Origin of the sequence: Pedomonas mirosovicensis (genome assembly GCF_022569295.1) — a bacterium.
Taxonomy (GTDB): domain Bacteria; phylum Pseudomonadota; class Alphaproteobacteria; order Sphingomonadales; family Sphingomonadaceae; genus Pedomonas; species Pedomonas mirosovicensis.
Window position 1 is genome coordinate 1,459,653 of record NZ_JAKFIA010000001.1, and the last position, 19,484, is coordinate 1,479,136.

Annotated in this window: 22 protein-coding genes; 10 read left to right on the top strand and 12 right to left on the bottom strand. The window is 65.2% G+C overall.

What is annotated here, in order from left to right; genetic code table 11:
• Nucleotides 1–7 precede the first annotated feature (7 nt).
• The 3 genes from L0C21_RS07010 (at nucleotide 8) to L0C21_RS07020 (ending at nucleotide 1,727) form a co-directional block, all read left to right on the top strand.
• Nucleotides 8–547 (top strand): EF-hand domain-containing protein, encoded by a 540-nt coding sequence (locus L0C21_RS07010; RefSeq protein WP_259277677.1) that lies wholly within the window; start codon nucleotides 8–10, stop codon nucleotides 545–547.
• Nucleotides 548–699: 152 nt separating this feature from the next.
• Entirely contained in the window at nucleotides 700–1,230 is a 531-nt protein-coding gene (locus L0C21_RS07015; protein ID WP_259277678.1) for a VOC family protein, read from the top strand.
• A 119-nt stretch (nucleotides 1,231–1,349) separates the two neighbouring features.
• Entirely contained in the window at nucleotides 1,350–1,727 is a 378-nt protein-coding gene (locus L0C21_RS07020) for a cupin domain-containing protein (protein WP_259277679.1), read from the top strand.
• Nucleotides 1,728–1,941: 214 nt separating this feature from the next.
• On the opposite strand, the gene L0C21_RS07025 is transcribed toward L0C21_RS07020, so the two are convergent.
• Nucleotides 1,942–2,562: a glutathione S-transferase family protein gene (locus L0C21_RS07025; RefSeq protein ID WP_259277680.1), complete on the bottom strand. Its 621-nt coding sequence runs from the start codon at nucleotides 2,560–2,562 to the stop codon at nucleotides 1,942–1,944.
• A 13-nt stretch (nucleotides 2,563–2,575) separates the two neighbouring features.
• Nucleotides 2,576–2,749: a hypothetical protein gene (locus L0C21_RS07030; RefSeq protein ID WP_259277681.1), complete on the bottom strand. Its 174-nt coding sequence runs from the start codon at nucleotides 2,747–2,749 to the stop codon at nucleotides 2,576–2,578.
• Here L0C21_RS07030 and L0C21_RS07035 point away from each other — a divergent pair.
• Nucleotides 2,735–3,304: an AAA family ATPase gene (locus L0C21_RS07035; protein WP_259277682.1), complete on the top strand. Its 570-nt coding sequence runs from the start codon at nucleotides 2,735–2,737 to the stop codon at nucleotides 3,302–3,304. The genes L0C21_RS07030 and L0C21_RS07035 overlap by 15 nt on opposite strands.
• Nucleotides 3,305–3,361: 57 nt before the next feature.
• Here the strand turns inward: L0C21_RS07035 and L0C21_RS07040 are convergent, their stop codons facing one another.
• Nucleotides 3,362–3,667: a PEP-CTERM sorting domain-containing protein gene (locus tag L0C21_RS07040; protein ID WP_259277683.1), complete on the bottom strand. Its 306-nt coding sequence runs from the start codon at nucleotides 3,665–3,667 to the stop codon at nucleotides 3,362–3,364.
• 150 nt (nucleotides 3,668–3,817) lie between these two features.
• Entirely contained in the window at nucleotides 3,818–4,435 is a 618-nt protein-coding gene (gene mobA / locus L0C21_RS07045) for a molybdenum cofactor guanylyltransferase (RefSeq protein ID WP_259277684.1), read from the bottom strand.
• 181 nt (nucleotides 4,436–4,616) lie between these two features.
• Here mobA and L0C21_RS07050 point away from each other — a divergent pair, with 181 nt between their 5' ends.
• Nucleotides 4,617–5,186, top strand: coding sequence for a hypothetical protein (locus L0C21_RS07050; protein WP_259277685.1), 570 nt, complete (start codon nucleotides 4,617–4,619; stop codon nucleotides 5,184–5,186).
• Nucleotides 5,187–5,430: 244 nt separating this feature from the next.
• Entirely contained in the window at nucleotides 5,431–6,462 is a 1,032-nt protein-coding gene (gene trpS, locus L0C21_RS07055; protein WP_259277686.1) for a tryptophan--tRNA ligase, read from the top strand.
• A gap of 55 nt (nucleotides 6,463–6,517) precedes the next feature.
• On the opposite strand, the gene soxR is transcribed toward trpS, so the two are convergent.
• Nucleotides 6,518–6,997 (bottom strand): redox-sensitive transcriptional activator SoxR, encoded by a 480-nt coding sequence (soxR, locus tag L0C21_RS07060; RefSeq protein WP_259277687.1) that lies wholly within the window; start codon nucleotides 6,995–6,997, stop codon nucleotides 6,518–6,520.
• An 80-nt stretch (nucleotides 6,998–7,077) separates the two neighbouring features.
• Here soxR and L0C21_RS07065 point away from each other — a divergent pair, with 80 nt between their 5' ends.
• Together L0C21_RS07065 and L0C21_RS07070 are read left to right on the top strand one after the other, a co-directional pair.
• Entirely contained in the window at nucleotides 7,078–7,656 is a 579-nt protein-coding gene (locus L0C21_RS07065; protein ID WP_259277688.1) for an NADPH-dependent FMN reductase, read from the top strand.
• Nucleotides 7,653–8,915, top strand: coding sequence for an MFS transporter (locus L0C21_RS07070; protein WP_259277689.1), 1,263 nt, complete (start codon nucleotides 7,653–7,655; stop codon nucleotides 8,913–8,915). The genes L0C21_RS07065 and L0C21_RS07070 overlap by 4 nt, the downstream gene beginning before the upstream one ends.
• Before the next feature lie 106 nt (nucleotides 8,916–9,021).
• Here L0C21_RS07070 and L0C21_RS07075 read toward each other — a convergent pair whose 3' ends face one another.
• The 4 genes from L0C21_RS07075 to L0C21_RS07090 all read right to left on the bottom strand — a co-directional run bounded on the left by L0C21_RS07075 (nucleotide 9,022) and on the right by L0C21_RS07090 (nucleotide 14,693).
• Nucleotides 9,022–10,179, bottom strand: coding sequence for an isovaleryl-CoA dehydrogenase (locus L0C21_RS07075; RefSeq protein WP_310593384.1), 1,158 nt, complete (start codon nucleotides 10,177–10,179; stop codon nucleotides 9,022–9,024).
• Between the two features lie 104 nt (nucleotides 10,180–10,283).
• The gene (locus L0C21_RS07080; RefSeq protein WP_259277691.1) at nucleotides 10,284–12,281 is read right to left on the bottom strand and encodes an acetyl/propionyl/methylcrotonyl-CoA carboxylase subunit alpha; all 1,998 of its coding nucleotides are present in this window, start codon (nucleotides 12,279–12,281) and stop codon (nucleotides 10,284–10,286) included.
• Complete coding sequence (locus L0C21_RS07085) at nucleotides 12,281–13,066, bottom strand: enoyl-CoA hydratase/isomerase family protein (RefSeq protein WP_259277692.1); 786 nt, start codon at nucleotides 13,064–13,066, stop codon at nucleotides 12,281–12,283. Before L0C21_RS07085 ends, L0C21_RS07080 begins: the two co-directional genes overlap by 1 nt.
• A 22-nt stretch (nucleotides 13,067–13,088) precedes the next feature.
• Nucleotides 13,089–14,693: a carboxyl transferase domain-containing protein gene (locus L0C21_RS07090; protein ID WP_259277693.1), complete on the bottom strand. Its 1,605-nt coding sequence runs from the start codon at nucleotides 14,691–14,693 to the stop codon at nucleotides 13,089–13,091.
• 257 nt (nucleotides 14,694–14,950) lie between these two features.
• Between L0C21_RS07090 and L0C21_RS07095 the strand changes: the two genes are divergently transcribed.
• Nucleotides 14,951–15,898: a LysR family transcriptional regulator gene (locus tag L0C21_RS07095; RefSeq protein WP_259277694.1), complete on the top strand. Its 948-nt coding sequence runs from the start codon at nucleotides 14,951–14,953 to the stop codon at nucleotides 15,896–15,898.
• Between the two features lie 167 nt (nucleotides 15,899–16,065).
• On the opposite strand, the gene L0C21_RS07100 is transcribed toward L0C21_RS07095, so the two are convergent.
• From L0C21_RS07100 to L0C21_RS07110, 3 genes are all read right to left on the bottom strand, one after another.
• Complete coding sequence (locus L0C21_RS07100) at nucleotides 16,066–16,668, bottom strand: hypothetical protein (RefSeq protein ID WP_259277695.1); 603 nt, start codon at nucleotides 16,666–16,668, stop codon at nucleotides 16,066–16,068.
• Between the two features lie 274 nt (nucleotides 16,669–16,942).
• Entirely contained in the window at nucleotides 16,943–17,092 is a 150-nt protein-coding gene (locus L0C21_RS07105; protein ID WP_259277696.1) for a hypothetical protein, read from the bottom strand.
• A gap of 140 nt (nucleotides 17,093–17,232) precedes the next feature.
• Nucleotides 17,233–18,048: a 3-hydroxybutyrate dehydrogenase gene (locus L0C21_RS07110; protein ID WP_259277697.1), complete on the bottom strand. Its 816-nt coding sequence runs from the start codon at nucleotides 18,046–18,048 to the stop codon at nucleotides 17,233–17,235.
• 179 nt (nucleotides 18,049–18,227) lie between these two features.
• Here L0C21_RS07110 and L0C21_RS07115 point away from each other — a divergent pair, with 179 nt between their 5' ends.
• Nucleotides 18,228–19,451 carry a polyhydroxyalkanoate depolymerase gene (locus L0C21_RS07115; protein WP_259278837.1) on the top strand — a complete coding sequence of 408 codons (1,224 nt, stop codon included), beginning with the start codon at nucleotides 18,228–18,230 and terminating at the stop codon, nucleotides 19,449–19,451.
• Nucleotides 19,452–19,484 lie beyond the last annotated feature (33 nt).

Below are 19,484 nucleotides of genomic sequence, written 5' to 3' on the forward strand. Positions count from 1 at the left end.
GCTGGCCATGACAGGGAGTACGGTCCAGATGCGGGCCGCCATCGCCGGGCGCGTGACCCGCTGGCTGCTGCCCGGCGCAGGGGTGGCGCTGTTGCTGGCGGGCGGTTTCCTTTGGCTGGCCACGCCTCGGGAGGAGCCTCCGCCTCCGCCTGCGCCCTTCCGGCCCGCACCTGCTTTACCTGCGCCTGCCGCGCCCTTGCCATCGGCCGCGCCCTTGCCATCGGCCGCGCCCTTGCCGTCTGCTGCATCCTTGCCGTCCGCCGCGCCGCAGAGCGCCCGGTCGCGTCCATCGCTGAACGCCGAGGCGCGGGAAGCGCGGCGCTTCAACCGCTACGATCGGGACAAGGATGGCGCCGTGAGCCGGGAGGAGTTTTTGGCGCTGCGCCGCAAGAGCTTCAACCGGCTGGACAAGGATGGCGACGGCCAGCTGAACTTTGAGGAATATGCGGTCGCCACGGCTACCCGCTTCAGCACGGCGGACAAGGATGCGGACCGACGGCTCAGCCGCGCCGAGTTTGCCGCAACGGCAACGCGCCGCTCCAGCTGATCATTAGACTATAGGGCTGCTTGTTGCTGTTCGCTAAATGTTCTAGTCTGATCGTGGCTTTGATGAATTGAAGTTCATGCTCCGGGATACGGGGGCATTGAAGAGCAGGCCTGGCATGCACGGGCCAGAGCATGGATATGGGGAGGAACGATATGACTCTGCACTCAGTCGATGGCGGCCACGCCAATGCAGCACAGGCGAACACGGCACAGATAAACGCAGCGCAGGCTGGGGAACGGGTTGATCCGCGCGCGCCTCAGATGCCCTGGCTGTCCATCTACCTCACGGTGAAGGATGCCGATGCAAGCCTCGACTTCTACAGCCGCGCCTTCGGGTTCGCTCCTGGCATGGTGGTGCGGGACGAGCAGGGCGCGCCGCAGTATGTGGAAATGCAGTATCGCGGCGAAACGCCGGTGATGTTCTCGCCCGAGGGGGCGCAGGGCTGCGCCGCGCAGAGCCCGGCGACGCTCGGCGTTACCATGCCTGTCACCTTCTACCTGTATCACGACGACGTGGATGCGCTCTGCGCCCAGGCCAGGGCCGCCGGGGCCAGGGTTGAGGCGGAACCGCAGGACATGTTCTGGGGCGATCGCATGGCCGCGCTTGTCTGCCCGAATGGCTACCGCTGGAGCTTCGCCACCCATACGGGCCAGACCGATGGCCCCTTGCCGGGGGCAGCCTGAGCAAGGACCGGCCGGGCGGCGCGTCGGGTCAGGGCCGGGCAGGGGGAGGCCAGTCCACCCTCAATCTGGACCTGACGGAAACCTATGTCTTTCTGGGCGCCCATGGGCGGGCCACGGCGGTGCCGCTCACCGAGGCGTTCTGGGAAGAGCTGGCGGATTCCTCTTCCACGCCAGAGAGACGCGCGGCGGTTTCCCGCCCGGCTGCATCCCACCTGGCGCAGGAGGACAATGGCTGGTTCGTTTCCGCCTACTGGCTGGAGGCGGACATGGCGACATGGGAACGCCATTCCAGGGGTGACCGGCTGGTTATTGCCGAAACCGGATCGTTTACCCTGGTGCTCGATCACCAGAATGGCGGGCGACGTCGGCGTCTGCCGCTGGATGCGGTCGGCTCCGTGCTTGTGCCATGCGGCTGCTGGCACCGGCTCACCGTCAACACGCCCGGCCTGGTGCTGTTCATTTCCCCCGCGCATGGCATGGAACACCGGCCGGTATAATGGGCGCAATGCCTGGAACGTATTGTTTTGCAGGGGGGCGCTCAGCCAGTGGCTTCGCTCCTTTGCGCTCCTTTTCATTTTATCGGGCCGCGGCCTTTATCGCCCTATGCGCTTGCAGGACTTCGCGTGGCTGCACATTGGCTTTGACCGGGTGCGGCCTCTGAGAACGAATGGGGTGGAAGGGGGGAGGTCCCCTGGCGAACCGAGGCCTTCTCTAGCCGAAGTGCCGGATGAGCACGCCCTCAAGGCGTGGGTCGGCCTTGATGCGCCGGACAATGGCATCAAGCCGGGGGCAGTTCTTGCTGACCCAGTCAAGGCGAGGCTTCCAGTGGCTCATCGTGGCAATGTAAAGATCCAGCGCCGTGAAACGATCTCCCAGGAAAAAGGGCGCGCCTGCCTCGTCATCCAGCTGGCGAAGCATGGCCTTGCGAGCCGCGCCGACGCGTTCGCGCAGTTCTGTCCGGCAGTCCTCGCCCGATACCCAACGCTCAGGATGATCGTCGAAGCGGAAGGTGGCGTAAATGCTGGCGGTCACGAAGAACAGCCAGCGCAAGAAGGCGGGGCGCAGCGGGTCTTCCAGCGCGGGGACGACGCCCGCCTCCGGGTGGCGTTCGCCCAGCAGCAGCACCATCGCGCCGCTTTCGGTCATCACCGTTCCGTCCGGCAGGATGAGTACCGGCACTTGACCCAGTGGATTGACTTGGCGCAGTTTCTCCAGGTGCGGCCCGTCTTCCCATGGCGGGGCATCGATGATGCGGACTGGCGCATTGGCCAGCGTCAGGATCGCTTCGATGATCGCGCCGCCCGAGCCGCGCGCCGACCAAAGTTCATACATGGGCCGGTTCTCCTCATTCCCAGTAAGCCCCGGCCGTCATCATAGCGATCAGGCGCCGCATCGGGAAGGCGGGCATGACCAAGCCCCGGCGCGTGGTTTCATGGTTCGGCAGGCCGAAGGGCAATCTGCCGCTCCTGGAAAATTTCCAAACCGCTTCAGAGAAGGAATGGATGTGGGTGATAATCATTGCGATCGCCTGTTCGTCATCACCGGCGGGCCGGGGTCGGGCAAGACCAGCCTTGTCGAGGCCCTGTCTGCCCGTGGGTTGACCTGCGCGCCGGAGGCGGGGCGGGCGATTATCCAGGATCAGGTGGCTATCGATGGCCAGGCCTTGCCGTGGGCAGATCGGCGCGCGTTTGCCGAACTCATGCTGGGTTGGGAACTGCGTTCACACCGCATGGCGCAGAACACGCAAGGCCCGGTAATTTTCGACCGGGGTGTGCCCGATGTGGCGGGATATTTGCGCCTGTGCGGCTTGCCCGTTCCATCCCATGTGGACCGGGCAGCGCAGCTGTTCCGCTATAGCCGTCAAGTGTTCTTTGCCCCACCGTGGCGGGAGATCTTCCGGCAGGACAGCGAGCGCAAGCAGACATGGAACGAGGCGGTTCGCACCTATGAGGCGATGGTGGAAACTTACATCGCCTATGGCTACGAGCCGGTGTCGCTGCCCTGCGTATCGCTTGCCGAGCGGGTGGCCTTCGTGCAGGCAAGGCTAAGCCAGCTCGGCCTGGCTCCAGCGTGAGGTGTGGAGAAGGAGTATCCCGAAGCCGGGGTGCTCTCTTGCCGTCTGCGCGCGAAATCAGGCGGCCTTGCGGTGCCGTCCGGCCGCGATGAAAATAGCCCCCAAGCCCAGCGGGCCCAGGGCCGCCGGCTCCGGCACCGTCGTGCTGTTCTCGTTGAAGATCAGATGATCCATCACAATTTGCGTGCCTTCCCCTATATCTGCCGGGTTCTCGATGCCGGGGATGAGGCTGACAAGGCGAAGGGTAACATGGTCTTCCCAGTTTGCCGAAAAATATGTTGACGCATACATGTCGAGGGTCAGGTTGACCATATAGTCGGCCACGCCATCTCCTGCCTTGTAGCCTTCAATCGCAATCGTCAATCCATCCTGCCATGCGGCGGTGAAATAGCCGCTGGTGAAATCGAAGGTGTCGTTATCCTGGCGGAAAATCGTTGCTTCTCCGCACCGGATGCCGGCGCAGTGTAAAATTCGCCGACGTTAATCAAAGGGCATCGAACCTGAAGCGCGGGCTTAGCCCATGGTCCGCGTCAGTGCCGCCAGATCCTCCGGCGTGTTGATGTTGGCGATGGAGCCATCCGGCAGGTTGACGGCAACCGCGCCAACGCTTGCCGCCCAGCGGCGGATGGCGCGCTCACGCGGGGGGCGATCGATGGCGAGCCAGGCATCGAGCACGGGAGCCAGCGCCACGGACCACAGGCCGAAGGTGGGGTGGTCCCGCTCATCGCTGCGCGCGTAGGCGGCCGGGGCGCATCCAAGCCCGTCCGCCAGCCGCGCGGCAAGGTCAGCGGGAAAGCAGGCGGCATCGCAGGGGACGCTCAGCACCCAGGGCAGGCCCCGGCGCTGCGCTTCATGAAGGGCGGCATTGAGACCGCCCAGCGGGCCAAGGCCAGGGGCAGGACGGTCGGGCACGGTGTCGTGGCCCTGGCGCGGCGGGCTGCCGATGACCACCAGGCTGCCCGCCTGCGGGCCAAGCTGCTCTGCCACATGGTCGATAAGCCGCTTGCCCGCCAGCAAAGCCTCTGCCTTGTCGCGCCCGAATCGGCTGGATTGGCCACCCGCCAGAATCGCGCCGAGTCGCCGGGCGAGAACCGGAAAATCAGGGTGGGGCAAGCCGTCGCTGCGGGTCATGGATCGCAAGCCTCGTCCGTTACCGCAGGGGTAGGGCAAACGATGCGGCGCGATCAATGGCCCTTGGTGGCCGGGCCGCAAAAAAATTTGTGGAAACATGCAGGTTGCCGTCCTTGCAGCCCTTCACGGCGGCTGGTTTTCCATTAAATTTGGTTAACAACCCTGCTCCACAGGAACGGAAATGGCGATGACTGCCCGGATGCGCTGGCCCTTGGCTCTTGGGACGGCGGCTCTGCTGGGAGCCTGCACGCACGGCAGGCAAGAGATGCAACCCCAGCCTCGGCTGGAGGCGCTGGATGACCTGCTGGTTTTCGCCAATCCGGCGGAGTGCGAGCCGGGCGAGCCGCTGAAGCAACTCTATGACACCATGGCATCCTATGACCAGCGGGATGAGCCCCATCCACGCCAGCCGGTGGTGCCGCCCCGCTTCGCGAACGCAATCGGCGCGCCGATGGTCATTAGCCGCGCGGCCGACCATGCCACCATCAGCATGGCGCTGCGAGGGCGTTGGCTGGGTCTGCCGGTGCGGGCGGTGGAAGGCGTCTATGGCATCGAGAGCGATTATTTCGGCATGGCCATCGTGTTCGATGCTCCGGTGTCCCGCACCCAACCGGTTCTGGAAAGCCACGGCTTTCACCCCAAGCCGGCGGAGGCGCTGATCTCCGTGCCGCCGGAGGAAACCCCGTTCGGCCGGGTGGAGATTACGGGGGACGAGCAAACCTCTCGCCTGGTATGCGACTGGGGGCTGTAGCCTAAATTCACAGGCCATCGCCCGTCGCGGCGCTTGCATTGCGGCCCGCCGGTGTGGCAAGAAATTGAGCATGACGACTTTCGCTCACACCGTTGCCCTGCGCTGGTGGCGCTCCTTCTAGGGAGCGGCGCGTCGTCTTTTTCTTTTTTCAAACGACCATCGCCGCCGGGGTGAGGCTGGCATGGTTCGTTGATTTTTTCTCCCGCGCATCCTCCCACGGCGGCTCCATACCAGGAGAAACGCCATGCTTACGGGACATCCGCAAAATCCGGCCGATCGCCGCCCGATCATCCTGACCGGCGATCGCACCACTGGTCCGCTGCATTTGGGCCATTATGTGGGTTCGCTGAAAAATCGCGTCGCCCTGCAGGAAAGCCGTGAGCAGTTCCTGCTGCTGGCGGACGCGCAGGCGCTCACCGACAATGCTCATGATCCGGAAAAAGTGCGCCGCAACGTACTGGAGGTGGCGCTGGATTATCTGGCGGTGGGGATCGATCCGCAAAAATCCGCCATCTGCGTGCAATCGCTGCTGCCTGCGCTATCGGAGTTGACCCTGCTTTATCTCAACTTCGTCACCGTGGCGCGGTTGGAGCGCAACCCCACGGTGAAGGAGGAAATCCGCCTGCGCGGGTTCGAGCGGGATATTCCGGCCGGTTTTCTCTGCTACCCGGTCGCGCAGGCGGCGGACATCACCGCGTTCAAGGCGACGCTGGTGCCGGTGGGGGAAGACCAGGCGCCGATGATCGAGCAGAGCAACGAGATCGTGCGTCGCATCAACCGGCAGGCGGGGCACGAGGTGCTGCCCGAGTGCAGGGCGCTCATTCCGAACATGGGCCGTCTGCCAGGCGTTGATGGCAAGGCGAAGATGAGCAAGAGCCAGGGCAATGCCATTGCGCTCTCCGCCGCGCCGGAGGAAATCAGTGCTGCCGTGCGGCAGATGTACACCGACCCCGATCATCTGCGCGCCAGCGACCCCGGCATGGTGGAGGGCAATGTGGTTTTCGCTTATCTCGACGCGTTCGACGAGGACCGGAGCGGGCTGGAGGACCTGAAGGCGCACTATCGCCGGGGCGGCCTTGGCGACATGGTGGTGAAACGGCGGCTGGAGGATATTCTGCAAAACCTGCTTCGCCCCATTCGCGAACGACGCGCGCAGCTGGCGAAGGACCCCGGCTATGTGCTGTCGATTCTCAAGGCGGGCACGGAAAAGGCCCGCGCCCGCACGGAGACAACACTGGCGGAGGTGCGCGCGGCGTTGGGGCTGTTCCAGTTTTGAGCAAGACAGTGGCGGGCGGCTTTCGCGCGGATCGACTGCCGCGTTGACAACAGTTTCATCCGCTCGCGGGCGGAGAAAACCCCGGCTCTAGATAACGCGGGCCGGGGCCGCTCTGCCCAGCTCTGTCGTCCGGATTCCGCAAGGGGCAGCTGCTCACCGACAGGCAGCCGCAGCCGATGCAGCCATCCAGCCGGTCGCGCAGCAGGGTGAGGCGATTGATGCGATCATTCAGTTCATCACGCCAGGCGGCGGAGAGACGGGCCCAGTCTTCGGCGGTCGGTTTTTCCTGCGGCAGGGCGCTGAGCGCCTGCTGGATGTCGTTGAGCGGTATGCCGATCCTCTGCGCGGCCTTGATGACGCCGATGCGGCGCAGTACGGCGCGGGAATAACGGCGCTGGTTGCCCGCGCTGCGCTCGCTGCGGATCAGCCCCTTGGCTTCATAAAAATGAAGGGTGGAGACGGAAACGCCGCTGCGGGCCGCAACCTCGCCCACGGAAAGCGATGATTTGTGTTTGGCTCCGTCGATGAGTGTCATCGAAATAATTCCCATTGACCTCAACTATGGTTGAGGTTTTATCAGAAGTGCTCCTGAAACAAAAGACGAGGGAGCATCTCATGGAAGAGACGATCAATCTGGCGCTGATTTACGGCAGCGCGCGGGAGGGGCGTTTCGCTGATACCATTGTCGACTGGGCCATGGAGCAGATTACGGCGGACAGCCGGTTCGAGGTACAGTTGATCGACCCGGCAACGATGGCGCCGCCTGCCTGGCACGTTCGCGAGGATACGCCCGAGCGTCGGGAGTTGGCGGAGCGGATCGGCAAGGCCGATGCCTTCCTGGTGGTGACGCCTGAGTATAACCGCGGCTACCCTGCGCCGCTGAAGCACCTCATCGATGCCGTTTACAGCGAATGGCAGGCCAAGCCGGTGGCGTTCATTTCCTATGGCGGCATATCGGGCGGGCTGCGGGCGGTGGAACAGCTGCGGCAGGTCTTCGCCGAATTGCATGCGGTCACCATTCGCGATTCCGTGGCGCTGCCGAATGCCTGGACGCTGTTCGACGACGCAGGTCAGATGAAGGAGCCCGAGGGGCCGGGCAAGACCCTGGCTTTCGTGCTGAACCGACTGCACTGGTGGGCAGCGGCCCTGCATCGCGGGCGACAGGCAATGTCTTATGGGGAGAAGGCGGCGTGAGGGCGGAGCTGGAATTCAGGCTGCCGCCGCTTGCCCCTGGCCGGGCGCTGGTGCCGATAAACAATGGCATGCCGCCGCCCGTGCGCGAGGGTGAGAAATGGCGGGGGCTGGTGCTGTTGCTGGCGAGTAGCCTCACCATCATGGCCGGGGCGACCATCGCCCCCTCGCTGCCGGCGCTGGAGGCACGGTTTGCGGGACAGGGACATGCGGCGCTGCTCACCCGGCTGGTGCTGACCATGCCCGCGCTGTTCATTGCCCTGTGCGCGCCGCTGGCCGGGTTGGTGGCAGACCGCTGGGGCCGGCGCCCGCTGCTGCTCAGCGCCGTGGCGCTTTATGGGGTCGCAGGCCTGTCCGGCCTGGTGCTTGATACCTTGCCGAGCCTGCTCGTGGGCCGGGCGCTGCTGGGCGTGGCGGTGGCGGGCGTCATGACGGCAACCACGGCGCTGGTGGGCGATTATTTCCTGGGTGCCGCGCGCAGCCGGTTCATGGGGTTGCAGGCGGGTTTCACCAGCCTTGGCGGCATTGTGTTTCTAACCGTTGGCGGTGTTCTGGCGGAAAGCCACTGGCGGGCGCCGTTTGCCATCTATGGCCTCTCCCTGATCTTGCTTCCTGCCATCGCGCTTTTTCTGGCCGAGCCGCCCGCCGCCACGCGCCGGGGCGAGGCGGGCCCGTCTGACGAGACATCCGGCGCGGCGCTATGGGTGGGGCTGGCAGGCGTATTTTTTGCGGCGATCGCCAACAGCGTTGCCTTCTACGCCATGCCGACCCAGCTGCCGTTCTTCCTGCATACGTTGGGCGTTCCCGAACCCAGCCGGGCCGGCCTTGCCATCGGCATGGTCAATGTGGTGTCGGCCATTATGGCGTTCGCTTACACCCGCGTGCGCGCACGGTTGGGGCTGACCCTGGTATTTGCCTTCGGCTTTGCGTTGCTGGCGACGGGGCTTTTGCTGACCGCCCGTGCCGGCGGCTTCGGCGATGCGCTGGGGGCAATGGCAATGGTGGGCGCAGGGCTGGGGCTTATCATGCCCAATCTGGCCTCCGCCGCATTGCAGAAAGCTCCGGCAAGGGTGCGAGGCCGTGTCTCCGGCGGGCTGACGGCCAGTATTTTCATTGGCCAGTTCATCTCGCCTATTATCACCCAGCCCGCAATCGCAACGGTGGGATATGCCGCCACCTACGCCTGGTTGGGCGGCATGGTGGGGCTGGTGGCGTTCGCGGCCCTTTGCATCTTTATCGGGCAGCGGTTTCGCACCGAGTGACGAGAAAATCAGGCATAAAAAAAGAGGCCGGGGAGAACCCGGCCTCAAGGCCTTTGTTGGACAGACAGGTTGCTGACAAAAAATCGATAATCGGGAGGAGAGGCGCTTACGCCGTCTCCTCGAACAGTTCGCGGCCGATGAGATAGCGGCGGATTTCAGACGTGCCCGCGCCGATCTCGTAGAGTTTCGCATCGCGCAGCAGGCGGCCGGTCGGGTAATCGTTGATGTAACCGTTGCCGCCCAGGCACTGGATGGCGTCGAGCGCCACCTGCGTGGCTTTTTCGGCGGCGTAGAGAATGCATCCGGCGGCGTCCTTACGGGTGGTCTCGCCCCGGTCGCACGCCTGCGCCACGGCATAAACATAAGCGCGGCAGGCGTTCAGCGTCGTGTACATGTCCGCCAGCTTGCCCTGCATCAGCTGGAAGGTGCCGATGGGCTGGCCGAACTGCTGGCGCTCGTGCACGTAAGGCACCACCACGTCCATCGCCGCCTGCATGATGCCAAGCGGGCCGCCCGCCAGCACCACCCGCTCATAATCGAGGCCGGACATCAGAACGGCCGCGCCCTTGCCCTCCTCGCCGAGAATATTCTCGTAAGGCACCTCGCAGTCCTCAAACACCAGCTCGCAGGTGTCAGAGCCGCGCATGCCCAGCTTGTCCAGCTTCTGCGCGGTGGAAAAGCCCTTGAAGGACTTTTCAATGAGGAACGCCGTGATGCCGCGTGGGCCGGCGTTCACGTCCGTCTTGGCGTAGACCACCAGCGTCTCGGCAATCGGACCATTGGTGATCCACATTTTATTGCCGTTGAGCACGAAGCGATCGTTGCGCTTTTCAGCGCGCAGCTTCATCGACACCACGTCAGATCCCGCGCCGGGTTCGGACATGGCAAGCGCGCCTACATGCTCGCCGGAAATAAGCTTGGGGAGATATTTCTCCTTCTGCTCCTTCGTGCCCCAGCGGTTGATCTGGTTGATGCACAGGTTCGAGTGCGCGCCGTAGGAAAGCCCGATGCTGGCGCTGGCCCGGCTGATCTCCTCCATCGCCACGCAATGCGCCAGATACCCAAGACCCGAGCCGCCGCTTTCCTCCGGCACCGTGATGCCGTGCAGGCCGAGCGCGCCCAGCTTCGGCCACAAATCCCGCGCGAACGTGTTGGTGCGATCAATCTCCTCCGCACGCGGCGCAATCTCATCGCGCGCAAAGGCGGCCACCGTCTCGCGCAGCATGTCGATGGTCTCGCCGTGGTCAAAACGCAGGCTGTTCATGGTCATTTTTTTCGTCCCCCCAGATCGGGTTATTTCCGTTTGTCCTTTTTCGCAGGAGGGCTATCCCCCTGCGCCTCCCATTCATTTTTATCGGGCCGTGCCCTTCATGCCGATGCCTGCTCCACATCCAGTTCGATGAGCAGGCGGCCTTCGGGTACCTGATCGTTTTCCCCGATATGCACGGCCTTGACGGTGCCTGCGGCAGGCGCGGTGAGGCGGTGTTCCATTTTCATCGCCTCCAGCACCAGCAGGCGGTCGCCCGCCTCGACGCTCTGGCCGGGCTTGACGAAAATGCCGAGCACCTTGCCGGGCATGGGGGCCATGAGCTTGCCGTCGCGCGGCAGCGCGCCCTTATCGCCTTCCGCATTGTCGCGCAGGCCGAAGTGGAAGGTGAGACCGCCCACGCGCACTTCCAGCGAATGTTCGTGCGCGAGCACGGTGGCGCGGGCCAGGCTGCCGGAGAAGTCCACCTCGAAGCGGTAGTCGTCGCGCCAGGCGGGGCTGGCAAGCAGTGGTTCATCCAATCCGCCGACGGAAATCATGCCTTCCGCCGTGCGGGTGAGGGTGACGGTGCGCTTGGTATTGTCTGGCAGGAACAGATCGACGCTCTGCCGGTAGGGCAGGTTCAGCCGCCAGGAGCGCAGCGCGGTCCACGGCGAGGACATGTCCGGCGCGGCGCGCGGCGTGGCGGCGGCGAGCGCGGCGAGCGCCAGCAGCCGATCCGGCACGTTGATGATGGGCGCGAGCTCGCCCATGTGGCGCTCGATAAATCCGGTGTCGATTTCCTCGGCGCGGAAGGCCGGGTGGCCGATAAGGCGGGCGAGGAACCCCCGGTTGGTCTTGGGGCCGACGGCGATGGTGGCGTCCAGCGCGTTGACAAGCCGGTCGATGGCGACCGTGCGGTCCGTGCCGTGGGCGATGAGCTTGGCGATCATCGGGTCGTAGTGAACCGTGATTTCCTGGCCTTCCTCAACGCCGCTGTCCACGCGCACGCCGGCCTGGTTGGCGGGCAGATGCAGCCGCTCCAGCCGGCCGGTGGAGGGAAGGAACCCGCCCTCGGCGTCCTCCGCATAAAGGCGCACCTCGACCGCGTGGCCGTGGATCCTGATGTCCTTCTGCTTGGCGGGCAGCGCCTCGCCCCGTGCGACGCGGATCTGCCACTCCACCAGATCATAGCCGGTGATAAATTCGGTGACCGGGTGCTCCACCTGCAGGCGGGTGTTCATTTCCATGAAATAGAAGGGCGCTTTTTCGATGCCCTCCGACACGTCGAGAATAAATTCGACCGTGCCCGCGCCGACGTAATTGATCGCCTTGGCGGCCTTCACCGCCGCCTCGCCCATGGCCTTGCGGATGCTCTCCGGCAGGCCGGGGGCGGGGGCTTCCTCCACCACCTTCTGGTGACGGCGCTGGAGGGAGCAGTCGCGCTCGAACAGGTGAACGACGTTGCCGTGGGTGTCGGCGAACACCTGCACTTCCACGTGGCGCGGCTGGGTGAGGTATTTTTCGATGAGCACGCTGTCGTTGCCGAAGGCGCGGGCCGCCTCGCGCTTGGCGGCCAGCAGGGCGTCGGCGAAGCTGTCCGCATCATCGACGCGGCGCATGCCCTTGCCGCCGCCGCCCGCCACCGCCTTGATGAGAATGGGGTAGCCGATGGCGTTGGCGGAGCGCTGGAGCCGGTCGAGGCTCTGGTCATCGCCCTGATAGCCGGGGACGATCGGCACGCCCGCCTGCCGCATCAGGCGCTTGGCCCCGTCCTTGAGGCCCATGGCGCGGATGGCGTCTGCGCCGGGGCCGATAAAAATGAGCCCGGCCCCAAGGCAGGCGTCGGCAAAGGCGGCGTTCTCGGAGAGAAAGCCATAGCCGGGGTGGATGGCGTCGCTGCCGGTTTTCAGCGCGGCTTCAATGATTTTATCGGCGCGCAGGTAGCTTTCGGTTGCGGGCGCGGGGCCGATGTGAACGGCGAGCGTTGCCTCGCGAACGTGCGGCGCGTTGGCGTCCGCATCCGAATAGACGGCGACGGTTTCAATGCCCATCAGGCGGGCGGTGCGGATGATCCGGCGGGCGATCTCGCCCCGGTTGGCGATCAGGATTCGACGCATCAATGGACCCAGTTCGGACGGCGCTTTTCAAGAAATGCGGCAATGCCTTCCTGCCCCTCCTGCGAGGTGCGAAGCGAGGCGATGCGGCGGGCGGTCTCCGAGCGAAGCTCGGGCGTGATTGGCCGTTCGGCGAAATCGTGCACCAGCGCCTTGGCGGCGGAGACAGCCCCCGGCGCGTTGCCGAGCAAGAGGCCGATGGTGATTTCCACCTGATCGTGCAGGCTTGTCTCATCCGCCACCACCTGATGGACAAGGCCGATATCCTTGGCGCAGGCGGCTGAAATCGGCTCGGCGGTGAGGAAGTAGCGCCGCGCCTGGCGCGGGCCGATGGCCTTCAGCACGAAGGGCGAAATGGCCGCCGGAATAAGGCCTAGCCGCACCTCGGTCAAAGCGAAGCGGGCCTTTTCCACCGCGATGGCGATGTCGGCGCAGGCGATGAGGCCAACGCCGCCGCCGTAGGCATTGCCATGCACCTTGGCGATGATCGGCTTGGGGCAGCTGTCCATGAGGTACAGCATGTCCGAGAGGCGCTGGGCGTCTTCCAGATTTTTCAGCTCGTCATAGTGGGCGGCGCGGCGCATCCAGTCCAGGTCCGCGCCCGCCGAGAACGACGCGCCGTTGCCCTGCAGCACCACCGCGCGCACCCGGTCGTGGGAGGCGAGGTCGGTAAAGGCGTCGCTCAGCTCCGCGATCAGCTCCTCGTTGAAGGCGTTGTGCAGGTCCGGGCGATCCAGCGTCAGGTACGCCACGCCGCGCTCATCGATCTGGTAAAGAAGGGCCGTCATTTTAGGGGTCTCCTAAACGCCGTTACATACGGAACACACCGAACCGTGTCGCCGGAACCGGCGCGTTCAGCGCGGCGGAGAGCGACAGGCCGACGACGTTGCGGGTCTCGGCGGGATCGATCACGCCGTCATCCCACAAACGCGCGCTGGCGTAATAGGGATGACCCTGCCGTTCATATTGCTCACGGATGGGCGCCTTGAAGGCTTCCTCCTCGCTTTGCGGCCAGCGCTTGCCCTTGGCTTCCAGGTTGTCGCGGCGGACGGTGGCGAGCACGTTGGCCGCCTGCTCGCCGCCCATCACCGAGATGCGAGCGTTGGGCCACATGTAGAGGAAGCGGGGGCTGTAGGCCCGGCCGCACATGCCGTAATTGCCCGCGCCGAACGAGCCGCCGATGATGACGGTGATCTTGGGCACCTGCGTGCAGGCGACGGCCGTGACCAGCTTGGCCCCATCCTTGGCGATGCCGGCGTTCTCGTAACGTTGCCCCACCATGAAGCCGGTGATGTTCTGGAGGAACAGCAGCGGAATTTTCCGCTGGCAGCACAGCTCGACGAAGTGCGCGCCTTTCAGCGCGCTCTCCGAGAACAGGATGCCGTTGTTGGCGATGATGCCGACCGGCATGCCCCAGATGTGGGCAAAGCCCGTCACCAGCGTGGTACCGTAGAGCGGCTTGAACTCGTCCAGTACCGAGCCGTCCGTAACCCTCGCGATCACGTCCCGCACATCATAGGGCGTGCGGCTGTCGGCGGGGATGATGTCGTAGAGGCTCTCCGGGCTGAACTTGGGCTCGACGGGCTGGCGCACCGCCACGTCCGGCACGCGCGGGGCGGGCAGGGTGTTCACGATCTTGCGGGCGATATCGAGCGCGTGGGCGTCGTTGCGGGCCAAATGATCGGCCACGCCCGACTGGCGGGCATGCACGTCGCCGCCGCCAAGGTCTTCCGCGCTCACCACCTCGCCGGTCGCCGCCTTCACCAGCGGCGGGCCGCCAAGAAAGATGGTGCCCTGGTTCTGCACGATCACGGCTTCGTCCGACATGGCGGGCACATAGGCCCCGCCCGCCGTGCAGGAGCCCATCACCACCGCGATCTGCGGAATGCCCGCGGCGGACATGTTCGCCTGGTTGTAGAAGATGCGGCCGAAGTGGTCCCGGTCGGGGAAGACCTCGTCCTGGTTGGGCAGGTTCGCCCCGCCGGAGTCGACAAGGTAGATGCAGGGGAGGTGGTTCTCCCGTGCGATCTCCTGCGCCCGCAGGTGCTTCTTGACCGTGAGCGGGTAGTAGGTGCCGCCCTTCACGGTCGCGTCGTTGCACACGATCACGCACAGGCGGCCCGCGATCTGCCCGATGCCGGTGATGATGCCGGCCGCCGGGATCACGTCGTCGTAGACCTCATAGGCCGCAAGCTGGGAGAACTCGAGGAACGGCGTGCCGGGGTCCAGCAGCCGCTCCACCCGTTCCCTGGGCAGCAGCTTGCCGCGCTTGATGTGTTTCTCCCGCGCTTCCGGCGAGCCGCCCTCGGCGATGGCCGCAATCTTTTCCTTCAGGTCGGCCACCAGTTCGCGCATCACGTCGCTGTTGCTGCGCGCTTCGGAAACAGGGGATAACGCCCGCTTACTCTTTGCCATGCACCTCGTTCCTCAGTTCCCTGGCCTCAGTTCCCTGGCCTCAGTTCCCCGGCCTCAGTTTCCCCGGCCTTGCTTGCTCGCCCAGATAGTCCGGAGCCACTTCCTTGCAGCCCCGATATAGGTCGCGGCGCGCCAAAAGCGGCAGGAACAGCCTCCCGAGCGTCGATCCGTTGCGGAATGATCGGCTTCCAAGGTTTAGGGGCGGCGCTTTCATAGGTAAAATTGATATTCTTAGCGTTCTGCCATAGATGTCATCTATGGTTGAAATCTACCTGATTCGGTACTTCATCGCAGTGATCGAGGCGGGCGGCTTCACCAAGGCCGCCGCCAGCCTCAACATCACCCAGCCCACCCTGTCAGCGGGCATCCGCAAGCTGGAGGAGGGGCTGGGCGTCACCCTGTTTGAGCGCTCCGGCCGCCGCGTGTTCCTCACCCCCGCAGGCACCCGGTTTCTGGTCAGGGCGCGCGAGATCATGCAGCTGTGCAACGTGGCGGCGCGGGAGGTGGCTGAGACCGAACAGGCGACCGTTGCCCGGCTCGGCGTGCTGGTGACCATCCCCGCGAGCCTGATGGCGGCGCTGGTGGCGGAGTGCCGTCGCTCCCCCACAGCCCTGCCGCTCGATCTGGTGGAGGGCACCGAGCATGAGCTGGCCAACCGCCTCAAGGACGGCAGCCTGGACTTCGCCCTGACGCTGGATCGGGGCGAGAACCCCGGCGTGGCCGTAAGCCCGGTGTTCGAGGAGGGCTATGCCCTGGCGCTGTCCGCATCCCACCCGCTGGCGGATCGGCCGGTGCTCAGCGCCGAAGACGTGATGCACGAACCCATGATTGTGCGCCAGCGCTGCGAAGTGCTCTCCGAAACCAGCCGCCATTTCACCGATCGCAACGTGCGCCCGCGTTTCACCTTCCGCTCCGTCAGCGACGAGCGGGTGCTGGCGCTGGTGGGGGGCGGGGCTGGGCATCACCGTGATGCCCGAAAGCTATGCCCACCCGGAGGTCGTCCGCATACCGCTCGCGGGCTTCAACCAGCGCCGCCGCCTCGTGCTGCTGCGCTCCCCCGCCACGGCCGGACTGTCTGCCGAAGATCACGTCCGCCCGCTGGTGGAGGCGGTCTCCGCAGTGTTTGGGCAGGCTGTCAGGTAATTTGTCTGCAGGGAGGTCTCGGACCCTCGCGGTTATTTGGAGAATCTCCGAAACAAAAATAACCAAACAGGCAAATCGCCGATAATGGGGTTTAAACGCCCGTACAGAGGTTTTTGCCTATTCCGGCTAGGGTGGTAGCGGGCGGGTTGGTTTTGGCGCTGTAAGGGGCCTCTGTGGGCGTTTACGGGGTATTCCGGGGTGATGTCTCGCCCCGTTTGGCGGCGCGGCGCTATTCCATGCCCAACGGCGAGAGCATGCCGCGCATGATGACGGCGGCGAGCGCCACGCCTTCCACCACGGCGATGCCGGCCAGCACGCCGGTGACGGAGATGCCGGTGCGGCTGCGGCGCAGCCAGGCCTGCCATCCCATGACGGTGATGGGCGCGGCCAGCAGGGACCAATCTACGGCCAAGCTGGCGGCAAACAGTACGACGGCCCAGCGGGCGGTCATGGCGCGGTCGGCGGGCCACAGGCGGGCGGCATCGCCCGCGCGCAGCCGGGTGGCGGTGTTCACCCACACCAGCGGCGCAAAGCGCGCCCAGCCCAGCGCCAACGCCAGGGTGGCCCACTCGGCATAATCCATCCGCACGGTCAGCAGCATGAGCAGGACGAGCTGGGTGAGGAGCAGCAGCGCAACGGCGATGGTCGCCATCGGCATCCCGATGGGGGACGGGCGGGCATACTGGCTGACCTCGGTCCGGTCGTCCTCGTCGGGGGCGCTGGCATAGGCGGCCAGCCCGGCGAGCGGACGGGCGCGGGTAATCAGCGTCCAGACGACGACGCCAGCCAGCGCCGCGAACCAGATGTCGACAACGGAGGCGATGCGAAGCACGACCCAACGCCTGCTCCAAGGGCGAGCCCTACGGCCGGAAACCAGACGGAGGTGCCGTCCGGCAGGGGGCGGGACTCCTCGGCCGTGGCGGGCATACGCGTCAGATAGTGGGCCGCAAAAAAGAACCGTTCGGCCATAATTCCCTGCGTGAACTTCGGGTTGCGCTGCGCGAATTTCCGCCCACCCTTCGCCGATGACGGGCACCGGGTCAAGCCGCGTAACAAGAGGGGATGAAGTCAGCAGCCAAGGGTGTCAGGAACGCAACGCTGATCGCTCAAAAGGCGCTGGCAGCAACGGATTGGTTGGGCTTGTCGGTGATGGGGTCGGGCAGGGGCTGGGGCGTGGGGTCCTGCCGGCAGGCGGACAGGACAGCCACAGCCAGCAGCAAGGGGGCGAGCGCCACGGCAAACCGCGCCGCCGCCAAGGCCGGCCCGGCTGCGCGCCATGGCGGCGCGGGAGGAGAAAGGCTTTCGCATTCCGGACCTTGGGCTTTGCACGACGTGTCCCAAACTGCTGTTGTGACAGTCGAACGCGTGGCCCGGCCTGCGGGTTTCCTTGGATCGTTTAACGGGCGGTCCAGCCGCCGTCGACCGACACCGGAACGCCGGTGATGGATGCGCCCGCGGGCGAGCACAGGAACAGGGCCATGGCGGCGATCTCCTCCGGCTCGACGAACCGCTTGGAGGGCTGGGAGGCGAGAATCACCTCCCGCACCACCTTCTCCTCCGGCATGCCGTGGACCTTGGCCTGATCGCGAATCTGGCCTTGGACCAGCGGCGTGTTGACGAAGCCGGGGCAAATGGCGGTGCAGGTGATGCCGGTCTCGGCGCATTCCAGCGCCACGGTCTTGGTGAGACCCATGATGCCGTGCTTGGCCGCCACGTAGGCCGACTTGAAGGGGGAGGCGACCAGCCCGTGGGCCGAGGCGATGTTGATGATGCGGCCCCAGCCGCGCGCCTTCATGCCCGGCAGCGCTGCCTTGGTGGCATAGAAGGCGGAGGAGAGGTTGAGGGCGAGGATCAGCTCCCACTTGTCGTCGGGGAACTCCTCCACCGCAGAGACGAACTGGACGCCCGCGTTGTTCACCAGAATATCAATGCTGCCGAAGGCGGCGATGGCATCCTCGATGTAGGCCTTCACCTCGGCGGGCTTGGAGAGATCGCCGCTGTTGAGGGTGACGCGCACGCCATACTGCTGCTCCAGCCGGGCGCGCAGGGCCTCGTTGGCCGCGGCATCGCCAAGGCCGCTCAGCGCCACGTTGCAGCCGGCCCCGGCGAATGCCTCGGCCACCGCCAGCCCGATGCCGCTGGTGCTGCCGGTGACGGCGGCGGTTTTTCCCTTCAGCGAGTCGAGGGATATCAGGTTCGCGGCATTGGCCATGGCGGGGTCCTCTTTCCTGTCTTGCACGAAAGCTGCCCCTATTCTTGGCGGCTTCCGGGCTGGAATTGCAAGTTGAATCATTATTCATGTTTGGAGCTTGTGAGCATTTGCACAATTTATGCTGCAAGTGCGAAAAGAATGGGCCATAAGAGTTTGGGATGGAGCGGGACGGTTGGCCGATGCTGTACGAGTGGTATGAGTTCCAGAAACAGGCGCTGGCCCAGGCGAGCGCCCTGGCCAAGGTGGGCTCAAGCCTGTGGCAGAACCCGCTCAACCCCATGGCCTACACCAACGCGGGCAACATGGTTGCCGCCGCGCTCGACGTGTTCGCCCACTCCACCCAGCCTTACGGCAAGCCGAAGTTCGGGCTTCATGAGACCGTTATCGATGGCCGGCCGGTCATGGTGCATGAGGAAATCGTGCTGCGCCTGCCGTTCGGCCAGCTGAAGCGTTTTCGCCGCGACACTGACCGACAGGATCCCAAGGTATTGGTGGTCGCGCCCATGTCCGGCCACTTCGCCACGCTCCTGCGCGGCACGGTCGCCGAGATGCTGCCGGACCACGATGTCACCATCACCGACTGGCGGGACGCCAAATGCGTGCCGCTCTCCGACGGCCGGTTCGATCTGGATGATTACATCGACTATGTAATCCGCTTCCTCGAAGAGATCGGGGAGGGCGCGCATGTGATCGCCGTGTGCCAGCCTTCGGTGCCGGTGTTCGCCGCCGTGGCGCTGATGTCTGAAGGCGGCCACCCGGCGACGCCCCGCAGCCTCACCATGATGGGCGGGCCGATCGATACCCGCCAGAACCCGACCGCCGTCAACGACCTCGCCGTCAATCGCCCGCTCGCCTGGTTCGAGCAGAACGTCATCGCCACCGTGCCCGCCCACCATCCGGGCGCGGGGCGGCGGGTCTACCCCGGTTTCCTGCAACTGGCCGGGTTCATGTCGATGAACCTCGGCGATCACCTGATGAGCCACTGGGAGATGTTCAATCACCTGGTGGACGGGGACGGCGAAAGCGCCGAGGCGAAAAAGAAGTTTTACGAGGAATACCGCGCCGTTGCCGACATGACGGCGGAGTTCTACCTCCAAACGGTGGAGGCCGTGTTCCAGGACCACCTGCTGCCTAAGGGCGAACTCCACTATCGTGGCGAGCGGCTGGTCGACCCCGCCAAAATCAAGAAAACCGCGCTTCTCGCGGTGGAAGGCGAGCGGGACGATATCTCCGGCCTCGGCCAGACCAAGGCCGCGCTGACGCTCGCCACCGGCCTCGCCAAGGCCCGCAAGAAATACTTCATGGCCGAAGGCGTTGGCCACTACGGTATCTTCAACGGCCGCACCTGGCGCGACCGCATCGCCCCGGTGGTGAAGGACTGGATCGCCAGGCACAACGGCTGAGGTTTGGTTTTTTGCAGGGGTCTCGGTCCCCTG

What these genes read in the sequence shown, in the direction of transcription:
- L0C21_RS07010 (WP_259277677.1), top strand. Translation starts at nt 8, where the DNA reads ATGACAGGGAGTACGGTCCAGATGCGGGCCGCCATCGCCGGGCGCGTG.
- L0C21_RS07015 (WP_259277678.1), top strand. Translation starts at nt 700, where the DNA reads ATGACTCTGCACTCAGTCGATGGCGGCCACGCCAATGCAGCACAGGCG.
- L0C21_RS07025 (WP_259277680.1), bottom strand. Translation starts at nt 2,562, where the DNA reads ATGTATGAACTTTGGTCGGCGCGCGGCTCGGGCGGCGCGATCATCGAA.
- L0C21_RS07030 (WP_259277681.1), bottom strand. Translation starts at nt 2,749, where the DNA reads ATGATTATCACCCACATCCATTCCTTCTCTGAAGCGGTTTGGAAATTT.
- mobA (WP_259277684.1), bottom strand. Translation starts at nt 4,435, where the DNA reads ATGACCCGCAGCGACGGCTTGCCCCACCCTGATTTTCCGGTTCTCGCC.
- L0C21_RS07050 (WP_259277685.1), top strand. Translation starts at nt 4,617, where the DNA reads ATGGCGATGACTGCCCGGATGCGCTGGCCCTTGGCTCTTGGGACGGCG.
- trpS (WP_259277686.1), top strand. Translation starts at nt 5,431, where the DNA reads ATGCTTACGGGACATCCGCAAAATCCGGCCGATCGCCGCCCGATCATC.
- soxR (WP_259277687.1), bottom strand. Translation starts at nt 6,997, where the DNA reads ATGACACTCATCGACGGAGCCAAACACAAATCATCGCTTTCCGTGGGC.
- L0C21_RS07065 (WP_259277688.1), top strand. Translation starts at nt 7,078, where the DNA reads ATGGAAGAGACGATCAATCTGGCGCTGATTTACGGCAGCGCGCGGGAG.
- L0C21_RS07075 (WP_310593384.1), bottom strand. Translation starts at nt 10,179, where the DNA reads ATGAACAGCCTGCGTTTTGACCACGGCGAGACCATCGACATGCTGCGC.
- L0C21_RS07080 (WP_259277691.1), bottom strand. Translation starts at nt 12,281, where the DNA reads ATGCGTCGAATCCTGATCGCCAACCGGGGCGAGATCGCCCGCCGGATC.
- L0C21_RS07085 (WP_259277692.1), bottom strand. Translation starts at nt 13,066, where the DNA reads ATGACGGCCCTTCTTTACCAGATCGATGAGCGCGGCGTGGCGTACCTG.
- L0C21_RS07090 (WP_259277693.1), bottom strand. Translation starts at nt 14,693, where the DNA reads ATGGCAAAGAGTAAGCGGGCGTTATCCCCTGTTTCCGAAGCGCGCAGC.
- L0C21_RS07095 (WP_259277694.1), top strand. Translation starts at nt 14,951, where the DNA reads ATGGTTGAAATCTACCTGATTCGGTACTTCATCGCAGTGATCGAGGCG.
- L0C21_RS07110 (WP_259277697.1), bottom strand. Translation starts at nt 18,048, where the DNA reads ATGGCCAATGCCGCGAACCTGATATCCCTCGACTCGCTGAAGGGAAAA.
- L0C21_RS07115 (WP_259278837.1), top strand. Translation starts at nt 18,228, where the DNA reads ATGCTGTACGAGTGGTATGAGTTCCAGAAACAGGCGCTGGCCCAGGCG.